Origin of the sequence: Rhodococcus sp. ACT016 (assembly GCF_050477185.1) — a bacterium.
Taxonomy (GTDB): domain Bacteria; phylum Actinomycetota; class Actinomycetes; order Mycobacteriales; family Mycobacteriaceae; genus Prescottella.
In genome coordinates, this window is sequence record NZ_JBEAET010000001.1 from 4,914,656 (window position 1) to 4,930,243 (window position 15,588).

Annotated in this window: 12 protein-coding genes and 1 pseudogene; 6 read left to right on the forward strand and 7 right to left on the reverse strand. The window is 70.2% G+C overall.

Annotation, left to right across the window (positions count from 1 at the left end; genetic code table 11):
- Positions 1-81 precede the first annotated feature (81 nt).
- Genes ACQ5DX_RS22555 through ACQ5DX_RS22565 form a run of 3 tightly spaced genes read left to right on the forward strand, consistent with a single transcriptional unit; the run spans position 82 to position 2,365 of the window.
- Complete coding sequence (locus ACQ5DX_RS22555) at positions 82-768, forward strand: response regulator (protein ID WP_430334704.1); 687 nt, start codon at positions 82-84, stop codon at positions 766-768.
- Positions 765-2,177, forward strand: a complete 1,413-nt coding sequence (locus ACQ5DX_RS22560) for a sensor histidine kinase (protein ID WP_430334705.1) — start codon at positions 765-767, stop codon at positions 2,175-2,177. The genes ACQ5DX_RS22555 and ACQ5DX_RS22560 overlap by 4 nt, the downstream gene beginning before the upstream one ends.
- The gene (locus ACQ5DX_RS22565) at positions 2,174-2,365 is read left to right on the forward strand and encodes a hypothetical protein (protein WP_430334706.1); all 192 of its coding nucleotides are present in this window, start codon (positions 2,174-2,176) and stop codon (positions 2,363-2,365) included. Before ACQ5DX_RS22560 ends, ACQ5DX_RS22565 begins: the two co-directional genes overlap by 4 nt.
- A 227-nt stretch (positions 2,366-2,592) precedes the next feature.
- On the opposite strand, the gene ACQ5DX_RS22570 is transcribed toward ACQ5DX_RS22565, so the two are convergent.
- A complete protein-coding gene (locus ACQ5DX_RS22570) occupies positions 2,593-3,558 on the reverse strand; it encodes a DUF2889 domain-containing protein (protein WP_430334707.1) in 966 nt (321 codons plus the stop codon).
- Between the two features lie 191 nt (positions 3,559-3,749).
- Here ACQ5DX_RS22570 and ACQ5DX_RS22575 point away from each other — a divergent pair, with 191 nt between their 5' ends.
- On the forward strand, positions 3,750-6,347 hold the full coding sequence (locus ACQ5DX_RS22575) for a LuxR C-terminal-related transcriptional regulator (RefSeq protein WP_430334708.1): 2,598 nt from the start codon (positions 3,750-3,752) through the stop codon (positions 6,345-6,347).
- A gap of 44 nt (positions 6,348-6,391) precedes the next feature.
- Positions 6,392-8,017, forward strand: a complete 1,626-nt coding sequence (locus tag ACQ5DX_RS22580) for an MFS transporter (protein WP_430334709.1) — start codon at positions 6,392-6,394, stop codon at positions 8,015-8,017.
- 3 nt (positions 8,018-8,020) lie between these two features.
- Here ACQ5DX_RS22580 and ACQ5DX_RS22585 read toward each other — a convergent pair whose 3' ends face one another.
- The 6 genes and pseudogenes from ACQ5DX_RS22585 to ACQ5DX_RS22610 form a co-directional block, all read right to left on the reverse strand.
- Entirely contained in the window at positions 8,021-8,944 is a 924-nt protein-coding gene (locus ACQ5DX_RS22585; RefSeq protein ID WP_430334710.1) for an urease accessory protein UreD, read from the reverse strand.
- On the reverse strand, positions 8,941-9,555 hold the full coding sequence (gene ureG, locus ACQ5DX_RS22590) for an urease accessory protein UreG (RefSeq protein WP_430334711.1): 615 nt from the start codon (positions 9,553-9,555) through the stop codon (positions 8,941-8,943). The genes ACQ5DX_RS22585 and ureG overlap by 4 nt, the downstream gene beginning before the upstream one ends.
- Before the next feature lie 20 nt (positions 9,556-9,575).
- Complete coding sequence (locus ACQ5DX_RS22595; protein ID WP_430334712.1) at positions 9,576-10,265, reverse strand: urease accessory protein UreF; 690 nt, start codon at positions 10,263-10,265, stop codon at positions 9,576-9,578.
- Between the two features lie 7 nt (positions 10,266-10,272).
- Positions 10,273-12,445 (reverse strand): annotated as a pseudogene (ureC, locus tag ACQ5DX_RS22600) (urease subunit alpha).
- Positions 12,446-12,548: 103 nt separating this feature from the next.
- Positions 12,549-13,313 (reverse strand): sirohydrochlorin chelatase, encoded by a 765-nt coding sequence (locus ACQ5DX_RS22605; protein WP_430334713.1) that lies wholly within the window; start codon positions 13,311-13,313, stop codon positions 12,549-12,551.
- Between the two features lie 3 nt (positions 13,314-13,316).
- Positions 13,317-13,622 carry an urease subunit gamma gene (locus ACQ5DX_RS22610; protein WP_430334714.1) on the reverse strand — a complete coding sequence of 102 codons (306 nt, stop codon included), beginning with the start codon at positions 13,620-13,622 and terminating at the stop codon, positions 13,317-13,319.
- 343 nt (positions 13,623-13,965) lie between these two features.
- On the opposite strand from ACQ5DX_RS22610, the gene ACQ5DX_RS22615 reads away from it, so the two are divergent.
- Positions 13,966-15,570, forward strand: a complete 1,605-nt coding sequence (locus ACQ5DX_RS22615; RefSeq protein ID WP_430334715.1) for an ABC transporter substrate-binding protein — start codon at positions 13,966-13,968, stop codon at positions 15,568-15,570.
- The last annotated feature ends 18 nt before the right edge of the window (positions 15,571-15,588 follow it).

Here is a 15,588-nt window from a genome sequence, read left to right on the forward strand (position 1 = left end):
TGCTGTGGGCGTTTTGTCACCGTTCTGCTACAAGGTGTGGCGCCGATTGTGCCGAGGCCCGCAATCGGGAGGATGAGCGCCATGACTGCGGTGCTGCTGATCGAGGACGACGACAACCTGCGCGACGCGCTGAGCCTCGCGCTGCACCGCTACGGGCATGCGGTGACGACCGCGGCCGACGGCGGGGCCGGCCTCACGGCGCTCGCGGACGAGGCGGCCGACATCGTCGTGCTGGACGTCATGCTGCCCGACGTGGACGGGTTCGAGGTGTGCCGCCGGATCCGCGCCCGCAGCACCGTGCCGATCATCATGCTCACCGCGCGCGGCGAGGACGTCGACGTCGTGTCCGGGCTCGAGACCGGCGCCGACGACTACGTCGTCAAACCCGTGCAACCCCGCATCCTCGACGCCCGGATCAAGGCGGTGCTGCGGCGCGCCGCGGCGGTGGCCGTCCAGCCCGCCGGTCGCGAGGTGCACGGCGACCTCGTCATCGACCGCGACGCCCTGACGATCACCGAGGGCACCCGGCAGCCCGAACTCACCCGCACCGAATGGCAACTGCTGCTGGCTCTCTCGGAGCGACCCGGCCAGGTGTTCTCGCGCGAGCAACTGCTCGAGCGGGTGTGGGGCTTCGACCACCTGGGCGGATCGCGTCTGGTCGACGCGTGCGTGCAGCGTCTGCGCGCCAAGCTCGAGAAGGAGCCGTCGACTCCCCGCTACGTGCAGACGGTCCGCGGCTTCGGCTACCGGTTCGGACCGCTCGCATGAGGTTTCGACCACCGGGACTGCAGACCCGGCTCACGGCGCTCGTCGCGGCGGTCGCGCTGGTCGCGGCGGTGGTGACGTCCGCCGCGGTGTATCTGCAGGCGCGCGCCAACATCTTCTCGACCGCACAGAACCAGATCCTGAGTGGGTTCGCCGAGACCCTCGATTCGGCGGCACCCTGGTTCGGGCTCTACCCCACGAGCCGGGACCTGAGCGAGTTCTCCGGCATCGGGGACGCGAGCGCCGCGTGGTCGGGCAGTATCCGCACCGACACGTGGCCCCGCAGCCTTCCCGAACCGCCGCCGGAACTGCTGGCACGCCTCGAGAAGTCGGTTCTTCCGGTCTTCCAGCGTGTCGACGGCGGCAGCGCCCCGCTCTTCTACGTCGCCGGCCGCGTCGGCGGAAACGACGCGCCGCAAGCAGCGCCCACGTACGTCACCGCCGTGTTCGTCCTCGGGGAGGCGCAATCGCAGGTCGATTCCCTCGAGCGCCGGGCGGCGGCGGTCGCCGTGGTCGTCTCGGCCCTGGCCGCACTGACCGGGCTGTGGACGGCGCGTCGACTGGTGCTGCCGCTGCGCCGACTCAACGCCGCCGCCGCGGCCCTGGTCCCCGGCCGGCCCCGCCGGGAACTCACGGTCGGCGCCGGCCACGAACTGGCCGAACTGGTCACGACGTTCAACCGTTCCGCGGCCGAACTCGACCGCACCGTCGCCGATCTCGCCGCCAAGGAGGCCAATGCACGGCGGTTCGTGGCCGACGTCTTCCACGAACTCCGCACACCACTCGCCGCGCTGGTCGCGGTCGCCGAAGTGCTCGAGGAGGACGCCGACTCGATGGCGCCCGACACGGCGCGGGCGGCCCGCATCGTGAGCCGCGGCGCCGAGCGGCTATCCCGGCTCACCGAGGACGTCATCGAGATCTCACGTTTCGACACCGGCCGGGCCGATCTGGTCATCGAGCCACACGATCTGGTCGAGGTGGTCCGGGAGTCGTTGCAGACCCGCGGTTTCGACTCCCGAGTGCACCTCGCGGCGGAGGGCGCGGTCCCGTGCCCGGTGGACCGGCGCCGCATCGACATCGTGGCCGGAAACCTCGTGGCCAACGCGTTGGCCCACGGGAGCCTTCCCGTGGAGGTCGCCGTGCGCGCCGACGGCGACGACGCGGTGATCGCCGTGACCGACCACGGCGCCCCCATCCCGGCGGACGTCCGGGCGCACCTGTTCGAGCGGTTCTTCAAGGCCGACGCGTCGCGGGGCCGGACCGACGGCAGCGGAATCGGTCTCTCGCTCGCCGAGGAGAACGTGGTGCTGCACGGCGGAACGATCTCCGTGACATCGGGTTCCACGGGAAACACCTTCACGGTCCGATTGCCCCGCGCTGGACGCGTCGCGACAGCGGATCGGCCGGGTTGACCGGCGGGCGTCAGCTACCCACGAACCACGACCCCAGCGAACCGAGGTCGATCGTCACCGCCGAATCCGTGCAGGACGAGCCGAAGGTTGCCGACGACACCGGTGACGACATGGCGGATCCGGATCCCGACAACATGGAGCCTGACGACGCGGATCCGGTAGCGCTGCAATCAGGTTCCGGACCCTGATCGAGCGGGGCGGCGATCACCCACAGTCCCGCAACCGCCAACGCAGGGCCCGCCAATCCGGACACGAGCCTGCCTCTTCTCCCGATCACCACGCGCAATCCCTCCCGACGAATCCGATTCGACGACGGCGGGGAGCCCGGCCTGTTGCACCGATATCGTCCCGCCCAGCCCCCGCATCATGGCGCGAGCAGCACCCCGAATGTCGAGTATTGGACGAATTCCCAGTCTCAGTGCGTGACGCTTCGCAGCAAATCGTTGAGGTGGGTGCATGTCTCCACGCCCCGGAAACCGCCTCGCACCTGCTCCTCGACGTCGCGAAGTGCCGTCCCGACCAGCCGGCCGGCACTGGCCACTGCGCCCGGGCAGTCGGACCACGGCAGCACCCGCGGCGTCGCGACCGCTTCCCGGATCACCCCGGTCCCCTCGTCGGCGACCACCGACAGTTCGTACTCGTGGATCACGGTCTCGACGCCGTCGGCCCGACCGTAGGTGTCGCGGAACATCGCGTCGATGCGGATCGCGCCGTCCTCGATCCAGCGGTCGATGCGTCGACGGCGGCGCATCGAGTGGATGGCGAGCGGGCCCGGCGAACGCCCGAAGGCGTCGTGGACGGGCGGCGCAACCGGCCCGTCGGCGACGGGGCTCCGGCCGCGCACCGCGATGGTCGTGATCAACGCCCCAACCTCGGCGTAGCCCGCGCACTGGTCACCGACGGGAACGTATCCGGTCCCGACGGCGCCGGTGTCACCATGCAACTCCCGGGCCGCGGATACCGCGTGACCGGAGATCAACGTGCCCATCGGAACGTCGTCGAGCAGCAGCGCCAGCGGCGACGACACGTGCGCGGCAACGTCCGCGACGCGCCCACGGAACCCGGCGATCGCGGAGTGCCCGACGAGCGCGGCGAGCTCCGGCACCACCGGCGAGGTCTCGACAGTGGTCAGGGTGCGTCCACCGTGATAGTCCACCGTGGCGCGCAGCGCGACGGCTTCACGGACCGACGGCCAGCGATGTGCATCGATCGCGAAGTCCCACGCGCGTCCGTGGAGTGCGACCATACCGCCGACACCGTCCGGCCGGTCGATGTCGAGGCATGTGATGCGCCGGACGGAACTCGGATGTACGGGCGGCGAATCGATCCGCGGCTCGCGCACCGCGCCGTGCAACTCCGGATCCGGCACACGCTCGCTCATGCCGCCGACGGTGCCCCAGCGACAGTCGGGGCGGCAAGGGAGGGTCTCACCCGGCGGGATCCGCATGCCACGAGGAGGTGCGAAACCGTAGTTTGCAATGATCGAGATCGAATAGGTTGATCGAGCGATGATCCGCCCGCCGTTCCCGTGAGGCGGACTCAACCATGACCAAACCGGGGGGGTGGTATTTGATGACACGGCGAGAAGACCGCGGCTCGAGCCCTGTGCCGAGCCGTAATGCCGCGTGGGCACCGCCGCGCAAGCGGCTGCTGGCCCAGCTGGATCGGAACTCGCCGATCACCGTCATCCGCGCACCCCGCGGATACGGCAAGACCGAACTGGTCATGTCCTGGCTGGAGGCGACGCGATCGGACTTCCGCGCCGTGCTGTGGATTCCGACTCCCGAAGCCGGCACGAATTCGGAGGTCTATTGGAAGATCGTGTCCGATCGAATACGGACCTCGGGCATCCTTGCCGGAGAACCGATTCCGGGCACGCCTTCCGACTCGGACGCCGAGGCGGTCCGCGAGTGCCTCGCGCGCAGCGGCGCACCGGTGCTGCTGGTGCTCGAACGCATCGACCTGGTCGACGACGAGCGGATCGAGGAGGCGATCCTGCACCTCCTCGACCGCTGCCACAACGTGAACATCGTTGCCACGGCGTGTGGTCGGTCACTGTTCGGTGATCCGATCCTGATGGAGCCCACGCACGAACTCATCCTCGCGAGTGACCTGCTGTACACCCAGGCGGAAGCCGAGGAGCTCTTCGCGCACGCCGAAATCAACCTCAAGCCTGGCGAATTGGAATACATTCTCGATCGCGTCTCGGCCCTGCCGGTCCTGATGCGGAGCGCGGTCGTCGTCGCCAAGAGCCTTCCGGGCGTCCCCGATCGCCGCGAACTGCTCTCGCACCGGCTCGACACCGCGATCGATCGGTTCGTGCAATCGTCTGTCCTCCAACATCCTTCGATTGACGCCGATCCCGATTTCGTAATCGGGGTGGCGGCCGCGCGGACCATCACGCCCGACGTCGCGCGCCTGCTCACCGGCGCCGAGGACGCCGCGCAACGCCTCGCCGCTCTCGAAACCGCCGGAATCGTCAATCATTGCGAGACTTCGACGGACGATGCGTGGGAGCTCGCGCCCGCGGTTCGGGAACGCCTCCTCGCCCTCCAGGAGCGAAACGGGCTCACGCCCGCACGCCGACTGACCGCTCTAGCTCGCAACGCGGCAGACCGTGGTGACGTCGCCGAAGCCCTGTCGTACTCGATCGAGGCACGCAACTGGGAACTCTCGATCGAGCTGCTCGAGGCGCACTGGGTCCGGCTCGTGGGCAGTCATTTCGGCCTCCTGCGGTCGGCACTGCGCGAATTGCCGGCGGATCTGGTCGAGTCGCGTCCGGCCATCAAGGCCGGGCGGGATCTGTTCGTCCTCCTCGGCGCCCATCCGACGATCCCGGCCGACGCGCTGCCGCAGGAGCCGGCGGCGCTCGAGAAGCTCGGGGCCACCGACGAGGCGAGGGACGCCCTCGCCATCGGCTGTATTCAGTCGCTCATGCTCCGCCTGGCGGGCGAGCACGATCGGGCCGCCGAGATGACCCGACGCCTGGCGCACCTGGTTCGCGGTGCGCTCGAGTCGCGTCCCGACGACGTCGGCCCCCAACTGCCGGTGATGCGTCTGCAGTGGGGCATCACCTACCAGCTCGCCGGCGCCTTCGCCGAGTCGGCGGTGGAGCTGCGACTGGCCCACCGGGGGGCGCTGGGACAGCGGGTCGACTTCGTGGCCCGCAACGCCGCCGGCAACTCGGCGATGAACTGGGCCGTCATCGGCGAGCCGCGACGGACCGAGGAGTGGCTCGAGCTCGAGGACGCGCACCCGGACCCGGACGGCTGGCTCGAACCCATGGTCAAGGTGGGCGGGTTGGTCGCGCGGACTCTCGTCGCTCTCGACCGCCTCGACTTCGCCGCCGCCGGACGCTCGCTCGACGAGCTGGGGGAAGCGTCGGAGCGCGAGGAGCTGTGGCCGTACATCACGTTCGCGCACTGCCGGTACGCGCTCGCGACCGGGCAGGCGTACACGGGCATGGCGGTCCTGCAGCGGGCCGTCACGTCCCACTCGGCCGCGATCCGCAACGGTTCCGCGATCGCCCGGCTCATGACGTCGCTCGAGATCGATCTGCGGCTGGCGCTCGGCGAGGGCAACCGGGCGCTGGCGACACTCGACGCGCAGGCCGTCGAAGCTCCCCTCGTCGTCGCCACGGCCGCGCGCGTGCACCTGCTCACCGGCACGCCCGCGACCGCGCTGGCGCTGTGCCGCAAGTGCGACTGGTTCAGCCACCCGTTCACCCGCACCCAGCTCGAGGTCCTGCTCATCGAGGCGGCCGCCCACCGCGCGCTAGGTGAGAAGGCCGCGGCGGCACGGGCGTGGGCGCACGCCGGGGCCATCGCCGACCGCACCGGCCTCCTCGGCACGCTCGCGACCGTCCCAAGGGATCTGATCGCCGGACTCGACGCCGCGGCGCCCCTCCCCTCGCAGGCGGCGGCAGCGTTCCTCGCGTCCGACGCGCCCGAGATCTACCCTGCCGCAGTGCATCACGTCGAACTGACCGAGCGCGAGCATGCGGTGCTGGTCGAACTGGCGCAGGGACTGTCGACCCTCGAGATCGCGCGAAAGTTGTTCGTGTCCACCAACACCGTCAAGAGTCAGCTGCGTTCGCTCTACCGCAAGATCGGCGCGCATTCGAGGGACGAGGCACTCGAGATCGCGTACCGCACCGGATTGATCGACTGAGCCGATACGCCCCGGCCGACGCCCCGGTCCTGCTTCAATCAGGTATGCAGGCCGACACCGAGTCACGGGCCGCGGCGGCACGGCCGACGATCGTCCTGGCGACGCTGTCCGCCGGACAGTTCCTGATGACACTCGACAGTTCGGTGATGAACGTGTCGATGGCGCAGGTCGCGTCCGATCTGGGCACGACCATCACCGGCATCCAGACCGCGATCACGCTGTACACACTCGTGATGGCGACCCTGATGATCACCGGCGGCAAGATCGGGAGCATCATCGGACGGCGGCGGGCGTTCGCCGTCGGGCTGGTGATCTACGGCGCGGGTTCGCTCACCACCGCATTGGCGCCGAACCTGGGGGTTCTGCTGATCGGATGGTCGCTCCTCGAAGGGATCGGCGCCGCTCTGATCATGCCCGCGATCGTTGCGCTCGTGGCGGCCAACTTTCCACCGGAGAGACGTTCGAGCGCCTACGGATTGATCGCCGCCTCCGGCGCGATAGCGGTGGCCGCGGGTCCGCTCATCGGCGGGGCGGTCACGACCTTCGCGTCGTGGCGGTACGTCTTCGCGGGCGAGGTGGTCCTGGTGCTGGTGATCCTGCCGGTGCTCCGCAGGATCGAGGACGCCACGCCGACCCGCGTGCGAATCGACATCGTCGGCTCGGTGCTGTCGGTGCTCGGGCTGGGCCTCGTGGTGTACGGCGTGCTCCGATCCGGCGAGTGGGGGTGGCTGCACAGCCGGGCCGGTGGACCGGAGGTCCTGGGGCTGTCGCCGGTGATCTGGCTGGTCCTCGGCGGGCTGCTGGTGGTCTACGCCCTCACCCGGTGGGAGGCCTACCTGACGCGCCGCGGCCGGGACCCGCTGCTCGACATCCGACTGCTCGGGAACCGGCAACTGTCCGGTGGGCTGACGATGTTCTTCGCGCAGTTCATGATTCAAGCGGGAGTCTTCTTCACCGTTCCGCTGTTCCTGTCGGTCGTGCTCGAACTGAGCGCGCTGCAGACCGGCGTGCGACTGCTGCCGCTGTCGGTGGCGCTACTGGCGGCCGCGGTGGGTATTCCCAAGTTGTGGCCGCACGCGATGCCGCGGCGCGTGGTCCGCCTCGGGCTGGCGTCGATGACCGCCGGTATCGGCATCCTCGCTGCCGGCATGGATCCCGGCGCCAACGCCGGTGTCGTCGCAATCCCAATGCTGTTGATGGGGCTCGGACTCGGGGCGCTCTCGTCACAGCTCGGCGCGGTCACGGTCTCCGCGGTGCCGGACTCCCGCAGCGCCGAGGTCGGCGGGCTGCAGAACACCGCCACCAATCTCGGGGCGTCGCTCGGCACGGCCCTGATCGGGTCGGTGCTGATCGCGACGCTCAGCGCATCGATCGTCGCCGGCATTCAGGATGATCCCCGCATTCCACCGTCTGTGCAGGAACAGGCGACGGTCGAACTCGCCAGCGGCGTGCCGTTCCTCAGCGACACCCAACTCGACACGGCTCTCGCCGACGCGAAGGTGGATCCGCCGGTCGCCGACGCGGTGGTCGCGGCCAACTCCGACGCCCGGCTCGAGGCCCTGCAGGCCGCCCTCGCGCTGGCGGCGCTGCTGGCCGTCGGCGCGCTGTTCTTCAGCGGGCGGATTCCGCGCACCGCCGTCGGCGAGCGGGACGAGGGTTCCGACGGCTGACCGTCAGGTCCGCCGGATGTGTGGGGCCGCCACCCCGATCAGCAGTCGACGGGCCGCGTCCCACGCCGCGCGGACGACCGCGCCGACCGACTCGGTGTCCGGCCCGAGCACCCGCACCCAGGCGCCGCAGTCGTCCGGAAGGATGCTGACGCCGGCCCGGATGCCCTCGGCCGCAGCGTCGATCGCACCGTGCAGCGCGTCGGCGAGGGCGCTTGCCGACGCCAGCGACGAGATCACGTACAGGGTTCCCACGACGTCGTGGTCGCCGAACACGGCGGGACCGGTCACCCCGCCGTCCGCGGGCAGCAACCGGATGGTGTCGACCGCGAGCAGGGTTCCGTCGGGGCGCGAGATCTCGAGGTCGGAGGCGAACACGTCGTACCGGTGCCGCTCGTCGCGCGCCAACCGACCCGCCAGGACAGTCTCACCGAGGACGACGGTGGCCGTCGGGTCGACGGTCACCGCGGTGCGCTGGTGCAGGCGCGCACCGGCGAACGGAATGAGGGGCTCGGGCAGGTACTCGACGAACGCTCCCGCGCCCGCCCGCAACGACACGATCTGCGTCGCGTAGTCGGTGTCCATCCGCTGCACCTTCGTCGACGCCTGCGTCGTCAGGTGCACCGAAGTACCCGGACCGCAGTCGAATTCGAAACGCATGCGGTCCCCCTGCACCAGTCCACCACCAGTGGACATCAGGTACACGACGGGCAGGTCCGGCCGCTGCGGATCGACGTACAGCGGACGCATGATCTGCAGCGGCGGCCGCTGCCGCCGGTGCCCGATCTCCGTCCGCTCGCCGACCAGGACGAACTCGAGTTCGAGGACACCGTCCTTGCCGGGGCTGCCGGGCGGCAGGGTCTCGGGCGTGCCCGCGTACCCGACCACGATGTCCGGCACGTCCCAGCCGTCGTGTCCGCGTCCGGTCACGGCTGTTTCCTGTAGGTGTCGAGGAAGTCCGCGATCTCCGTGAGCCCCTGGCCCGCCAGGCAATTGGTCAACTGCACCGGACGCCCGTTGCGCACCCGGTAGGCGTCGGACTCCATCACCGTGACGTCAGCGCGAACGTACTGGGCGATGTCGATCTTGTTGATCACCAACAGATCCGACTCGGTGATACCGGGACCGCGCTTGCGGGGCATCTTCTCGCCCTCCGCGGTGTCGAGGACGAACAGGAACAGGTCCACCAGGACCGGACTGAAGGTCAGCGTCAGATTGTCCCCACCCGACTCGTAGAGCAGGGTGTCGACGTCCGGGAACTGTTCCAGCAGTTCGGCACCCGCCGCCAGGTTCATCGTCGGATCATCGCGGACGGCGGTGTGCGGGCAGGCCCCGGTCTCGACGCCCACGACGCGTGCGGGATCGAGGATGCCGTCGAGGGTGCGCCGGACGTGCTCGGCGTCCTCCTGGGTGTAGATGTCGTTGGTGATCACTGCCGGGCTGTGCCCGCGCGCGGTCAGCACCGGAACCAGCGCCTCGATCAGCGCGGTCTTGCCGGACCCCACGGGTCCGCCGATTCCGACCCTGAGAACGTCGGTCATGTCATCTCCTTCCTCTGGTGTCAGCTGACGAACAGGCGGGCGTCGGCCCGCTCGTGTCCGGCCGACATCACGTCGGCGACGGGCGTGCACCCGCCGAGGTCGTTCAGTTCGCGGCGCAGCGCCGACGCGGTGACCTCCTCGATCACCGGTGCGGCGGCGGCGAGGATGCGTTGCGCGCGTATATGATCGGTGAGCCGCAGGCGCAGCGCGGCGCCGACCAGGCTCGCCGAGAACGCGAACAGGTCACCGGCCACGGCCTGCGCGACGTCCACGCCGCACGCCGCCGCGACCACCCCGGTCACCACCGGCTGGGTGCCGGGAGTCCGCTTGGCGGCCACGTCCTCCGCGAATCGGTCGATGCCGGCGCACTCGAACGTCTGCCGCGCCACCGACAGCATCTGCTGTCCGGTGCGGGTGCAGGCCCGTCGCAGTTCCCGATTGAGTTTGGTGGCGTGCAGGCGTCGATCGACGCGGTGGAGCAACTCGCGGTCGTCGCCGCGGGCGGCCCGGTGCGCGAGGGCCACCGCCGTCGCGTCCGCGGGACCGACCGAGTGCCGCAGCAGGTCCGCCAGTAGGTCCGGGAGGGTCTCGGCGGTCACGGCTCCGGCCTGGGCGTACCCCTCGAGGCCGTGCGAGAGCGTGTAGAAGCCCGCCGGGAACGCCGAGTCGGTGAGCTGCAGCGTCACGAGGAGGGCGGCGACATCGGTCATGTCGGCCTCACATCACGTAGTACAGCTGGGTGAGCGGAAGACGTTGCGCCGGTGCGATCGTCACGGTCTTCCCGTCCGCGCGGACGTGGTAGGTGTCGGGGTCGACGGTGATGTGCGGGGTGGCGGTGTTGCGGACCATGTCCTTCTTGCCGACCGAGCGACAGCCACGGACGGCGACCACCGGGCTCTGCAGGCCCAGCTTCTCGGGCACACCGGCGTCGAGCGCCGCCTGCGACACGAACGTCAGGCGCGTCGCCCGCATCGCGGCGCCCAGCGCGCCGTACATCGGGCGGTACCGCACCGGCTGCGGCGTCGAGATCGAGCCGTTGGGGTCGCCCATCAGCGACCAGCAGATCAGCCCGCCCTTGATGACGAGGTTCGGCTTGGCGCCGAACGAGTGGACGGGCCACAGCACGATGTCGGCCAGCTTGCCGGGCTCGAGCGAGCCGACGTGGTCGGCGACGCCCGCCGCGAGCGCCGGGTTGATCGTCGTCTTCGCGACGTACCGCAGCACGCGGTGGTTGTCGTTGTGGGACGTCCCGTCGGGCGCGGTGTCCTCGGGCAGCGGGCCCCGCTGGTCCTTGCAGTGGTACGCGGTCTGGATCGCCCGGGTCCACGTCTCGCCGACCCGGCCCATCGCCTGCGAGTCGGACGAGAAGATCGAGATGACGCCGTCGTCGTGCAGCACCGTCTCGGCCGCGATGGTCTCGGCGCGCACCCGCGAGTCGGCGAACGAGACGTCCTCCGGGATGTCGTGGCGCAGGTGGTGGCACACCATCACCATGTCGAGCAGTTCGTCGACCGAGTTGATCGTGTACGGAAGCGTCGGATTGGTCGACGCCGGAAGCACGTTCGGTTCCCCGGCGATGCGCAGGATGTCCGGGGCGTGCCCGCCGCCGGCCCCCTCGGTGTGGAAGGTGTGGATCGTCCGGCCGCCGATCGCGGCGAGCGTGTCCTCGTAGAAGCCCGACTCGTTGAGGGTGTCGGCGTGGATCGCGATCTGGATGTCCATGTCGTCGGCGACGCGCAGTGCCGCGTCGATCGTCGCGGGTGTCGCGCCCCAGTCCTCGTGGATCTTGATCCCGCACAGCCCGGCCGCCACCTGCTCGGCCATCGCCGCCGGCCAGCGACGTCGCCTTCCCCAGCAGCCCGACGTTCACCGGCAGTTCGTCGACGGCCTGCAGCATCCGGCCGATGTGCCACGGCCCCGGCGTGCAGGTGGTGCCCTTGCTGCCGTCGGCCGGGCCGGTGCCGCCGCCGATCATCGTGGTGACGCCGTTGCTGAGCGCCTCCTCGACTTGCTGCGGCGCCAGGAAGTGGACGTGGGTGTCGACGGCACCGGCGGTCGCGACCAGGTGCTCGCCCGAGATCACCTCGGTGCCCGGACCGATCACCAGGTCGGGGTCCACACCGTCCTGGGTGCGCGGATTGCCGGCCTTGCCGATCCCGACGATGCGGCCCGCCCGGACGCCGAGGTCGCCCTTGACGACCCCCAGCACGCCGTCGAGCACCACGACATTGGTGATCACCAGGTCGAGCGCACCGGACGCGGCCGTCGCGGTGGGATCCTGGGCCATCCCGTCCCGGATCGCCTTGCCGCCGCCGTACACGGCCTCGTCGCCGAAGGCGCCGACGTTGCAGTCCCGCTCGACCTCGACCACGAGGTTGGTGTCGGCGAGCGTGAAGCGGTCGCCGACCGACGGACCGAACAGGTCGACGTACGTGCGGCGCGGCAGCACCGCCGGCTCGGGGCACGGACGGTCGTCGGCGCCGACGCGATCCGATTCATCCGGGGCGGAGAGGAATCCACGTTCGACGGCGCGCTCGAACGCCCGGTCGCGGACGCCCGCGTCGTCGAGAGCCACGACGTCGTCGCCGCCGCCGTGGACCAGCCCGGCAAAGCCCGCCATCTCACGGCTGCCACCGACCTCGCACAGCGTCACGGTGCGGGTGTCGCCCGGTTCGAAGCGGACCGCGGTGCCCGACGCGATGTCCAGATGCATCCCGTACGCGGCGGCGCGGTCGAAGCGCAGCACCCGGTTCACCTCGAAGAAGTGGTAGTGCGATCCCACCTGCACGGCGCGGTCACCGAGGTTCGCCACGGTCACCACGACTCGGCGGCGCCCCGCGTTGAGGGGCACCGGCTCGTCGGCGTACAGGTACTTCGCTCCCTCCGTCATGTGGTGTCGCGTCCTCTCCGGCGGTCACGCCCGCCGCTGCAGTACGAATGAAGAAGTCGACTCCCGGAGTGCTCCGGGAGTCGGTGTGGTGTGCTCGGCCCGTCTAGTGCCGGTGGCCGTGACCGTGGCCATGGCCTTCGCCCGGCTCGTGGCTGTGGGCGAAGCCGTGACCGTGCTCGGCGTCGAGCCCGTCGTCGATCCCGTCGTGTCCGTGGCTCAGCCGGTGCAGGGTCTCGGACACCCGCGCCGCGACGACCCCTCGCAGCGCCGCGTCGCCCAACAGCGGTCCGCCGTCGACGACGTCGTCCTGCACCGTGGGTGGGCACGCACCGAGCCACGCCGGGAGGACGGTGATCCGGTCGGCGCCCAGCCGACGGCACCGTTCGATGCCCTCGTCGAGGTCGGGATCGCCGCCCAGCAGGGCCACCTCCACCAGACCGGCTGGCCCGAATTGCCGCACCAGGCGGGCGATTCGGAACAGTTCGGCGTCCTCGAAGGGACCGCCCGTCGGCGCGGTGACGAGCAATGCGTCCGTCGATGCCGCCACGGCACGGCCGCGCAGCCACCCAACCAGGTGGTCTGTTGCCCCCAGGGGTGGTGAGAGTGCCAACGGCGCCGAGGGCGTCGAATTCGGTTCCCTGCGAGACCAACTCAGGGCTCGGGCAGCATCCGCGATCAGGCCGGGGTCACGGCCGAGCGTCATCGGCACCACGCAGACCGGATCGGACGACACCGCCCGCACGGTCTCGATCGCCTCCGTCAGGGCACGCCCACCTGCGACGACGGTCCAGGTGGCGTCGAGCGACCGCAGGTACCCGGGGTCGGGACACTCGTGCCCGCACACGAGGATCACGTTCGCGGCGACCATGACTCACCCACCGATCGGATCGTGGCACGACACGAGCTTGGTGCCGTCGACGAAGGTGGCCTCCACCTGGACCAGTTGGGTCATGTCGCGCACGCCGAGCATCACATCGTCTCTGGTGAGGACCTGTCGCCCTATCTCCATGCACTCGGCGACGGTGCGTCCGTCGCGGGCGCCCTCGACGATGGCCTCGCTGATGAGTGCGACGGCCTCGCCGTGGTTGAGTTTCAGCCCTCGATCACGTCGACGTCGCGCGACGTCGGCCACGACGTGGATGTACAGCTTGTCCATTTCGCGGGGACTGAGGTTCATGGCGGGCACTGTCCGTTCTCATCCCGAGGGATGTCTCGTTGGTGGGTGCCGCGAACCAGGAGGAGCGAGCGGGACGATCCGGTCGCGAGCGCGTGCAGCAGCTTCGGTTCCTGGAATCTAGCGGCGCCCAACATCTTACAGATTTTCGCCGAGCTATCAAAGGCGGCCCATCTTGCGGGAAATGCCTGTTGAGAGGGGGTGCCCGTCACCGCACCGCAGTCGGAATGTGGCCGTACCGAGTCGAATTCGACGTTCCGACTTGCGCGCGGCTGCTACCTTCTCATCTGAACAGCCATTCAGATGTCGGCTTCGTTCTTCTCCACACCCGTCCTCTGGGAGGACCATGAAACTCGTTCCAGCTCTTTCTCTTTTCTCACTCGTACCGATCGTCCTGGTTGCGTGCACCGCGCCGGACACATCGCCGAGCGGCGACGACACCGCCCTGGTCCTCGCCGACGGCTACGAACTGGGCAACTACAACCCGGTGGCCGGCTTCGGCGAAGCGGGCGAGGCCAAGGTCTACGACGGGCTTCTCCGGCTCACCGGTGGCCAGGACACCGGCATCCCGACACTCGAGCCCGCGCTCGCGGCGGAGATGCCGGTACCCGACGCCGACGCGACCGTGTGGACCGTCAAGGTCCGCGACGGCGTCCGGTTCACGGACGGCACCGCGTTCGGCCCCGAGGACGTCGTCGCGACGTACCGCGCGATCCTCGACCCGGCGTCGGCGTCGCCGCTGGCCACGTCGTACGACATGCTCGAGTCGGTGGAGGCCACCGGCCCCGACACCGTCGAGTTCCGGCTCGCGTACCCGTACGCGCCGTGGCCGACCAAGCTGCTCCTCGGCATCGCCCCGTCCGAACGACTGACCGGCGGCCCGGCCGAGCGGTCGCCGCTCAACAGTCAGCCGGTGGGCACCGGCCCGTACAGGCTGGTGTCGCTGCGACCCGACCAGGCGGTGTACGCGGCGAACGAGGACTACTGGGACGGCGCCCCGCAGGTGAAGAAGCTCACCGTGGTCTACATGCCCGACGACAACGCCCGGGCCCAGCGGATGGCGGCGGGCGAGCTCGACGGCGCGAACGTCCCACCGCTCCTGGCGAACACGTTTGCCGACCGCGCCGGATACGAGGTGGTCGCCAACACGTCGGCCGACTGGCGCGGCGTCACGCTGCCCGCCGGTAATCCAGTCACCGCCGACCCGGCGATGCGGATGGCGCTCAATCTCGCGGTGGATCGCGGGGCGATGGTCGCGAACATCCTCGGCGGCCACGGCCGGGCGGCATACACCCCGGTGCCCGAGGTCTACGGCGACGCCTACGAGGCGTCCGCCACCTTCCCGTTCGATCGCGTGCGCGCCGAGCACCTCCTCCGCGACGCCGGCTGGGTGCCCGGCGCCGACGGCGTCCGCAGCAAGGACGGCGTCCGCGCCGAGTTCACCGTCATGTACTTCCCGCAGGACACGCTCCGCCGGGACCTGGCGCAGGCGTTCGCGTCCGACACGTCCAGGATCGGCGTGCGGGTGAACGTCGAGGCCGTGGACCGCGGCGTGTTCCCTGGGCAGCTCACCACCCGGGCCGGACTGCTCGGCGGCGGCGACCTGCCGTACGACCCGGACACCCAGCTGTACTCGACACTGCACTCGTCGTACGCGCAGCCCGGCGTGGGCAGCGGCTACGACAACGCGTCCGGCTACGTGAACCCGGAGATCGACCGGGCCCTCGACGACGCGCGCCGCAGCATCGACCCCGCGGGCCGCGCCGCCGACTACCGGGCGGTGCAGACCGGGTACGTCGCCGACCCCGGCTACGTGATGCTGGTGTTCCTCGACCACACGTACGTGATGCGCGACGGCGGCTGGACCGGGTCGACGCCGATCCTCGAGCCGCACAGCCACGGCGTGGCCTGGGGCCCGTGGTGGAACCTGCGGGACTGGGCCCGCCCGTGACGGCGACGTCCGCCCCAC

Coding starts and splice junctions, on each gene's coding strand:
- ACQ5DX_RS22555 (WP_430334704.1), top strand. CDS start 82: ATGACTGCGGTGCTGCTGATCGAGGACGACGACAACCTGCGCGACGCG.
- ACQ5DX_RS22560 (WP_430334705.1), top strand. CDS start 765: ATGAGGTTTCGACCACCGGGACTGCAGACCCGGCTCACGGCGCTCGTC.
- ACQ5DX_RS22570 (WP_430334707.1), bottom strand. CDS start 3,558: ATGAGCGAGCGTGTGCCGGATCCGGAGTTGCACGGCGCGGTGCGCGAG.
- ACQ5DX_RS22575 (WP_430334708.1), top strand. CDS start 3,750: ATGACACGGCGAGAAGACCGCGGCTCGAGCCCTGTGCCGAGCCGTAAT.
- ACQ5DX_RS22580 (WP_430334709.1), top strand. CDS start 6,392: ATGCAGGCCGACACCGAGTCACGGGCCGCGGCGGCACGGCCGACGATC.
- ureG (WP_430334711.1), bottom strand. CDS start 9,555: ATGACCGACGTTCTCAGGGTCGGAATCGGCGGACCCGTGGGGTCCGGC.
- ACQ5DX_RS22595 (WP_430334712.1), bottom strand. CDS start 10,265: ATGACCGATGTCGCCGCCCTCCTCGTGACGCTGCAGCTCACCGACTCG.
- ACQ5DX_RS22605 (WP_430334713.1), bottom strand. CDS start 13,313: ATGGTCGCCGCGAACGTGATCCTCGTGTGCGGGCACGAGTGTCCCGAC.
- ACQ5DX_RS22610 (WP_430334714.1), bottom strand. CDS start 13,622: ATGAACCTCAGTCCCCGCGAAATGGACAAGCTGTACATCCACGTCGTG.
- ACQ5DX_RS22615 (WP_430334715.1), top strand. CDS start 13,966: ATGAAACTCGTTCCAGCTCTTTCTCTTTTCTCACTCGTACCGATCGTC.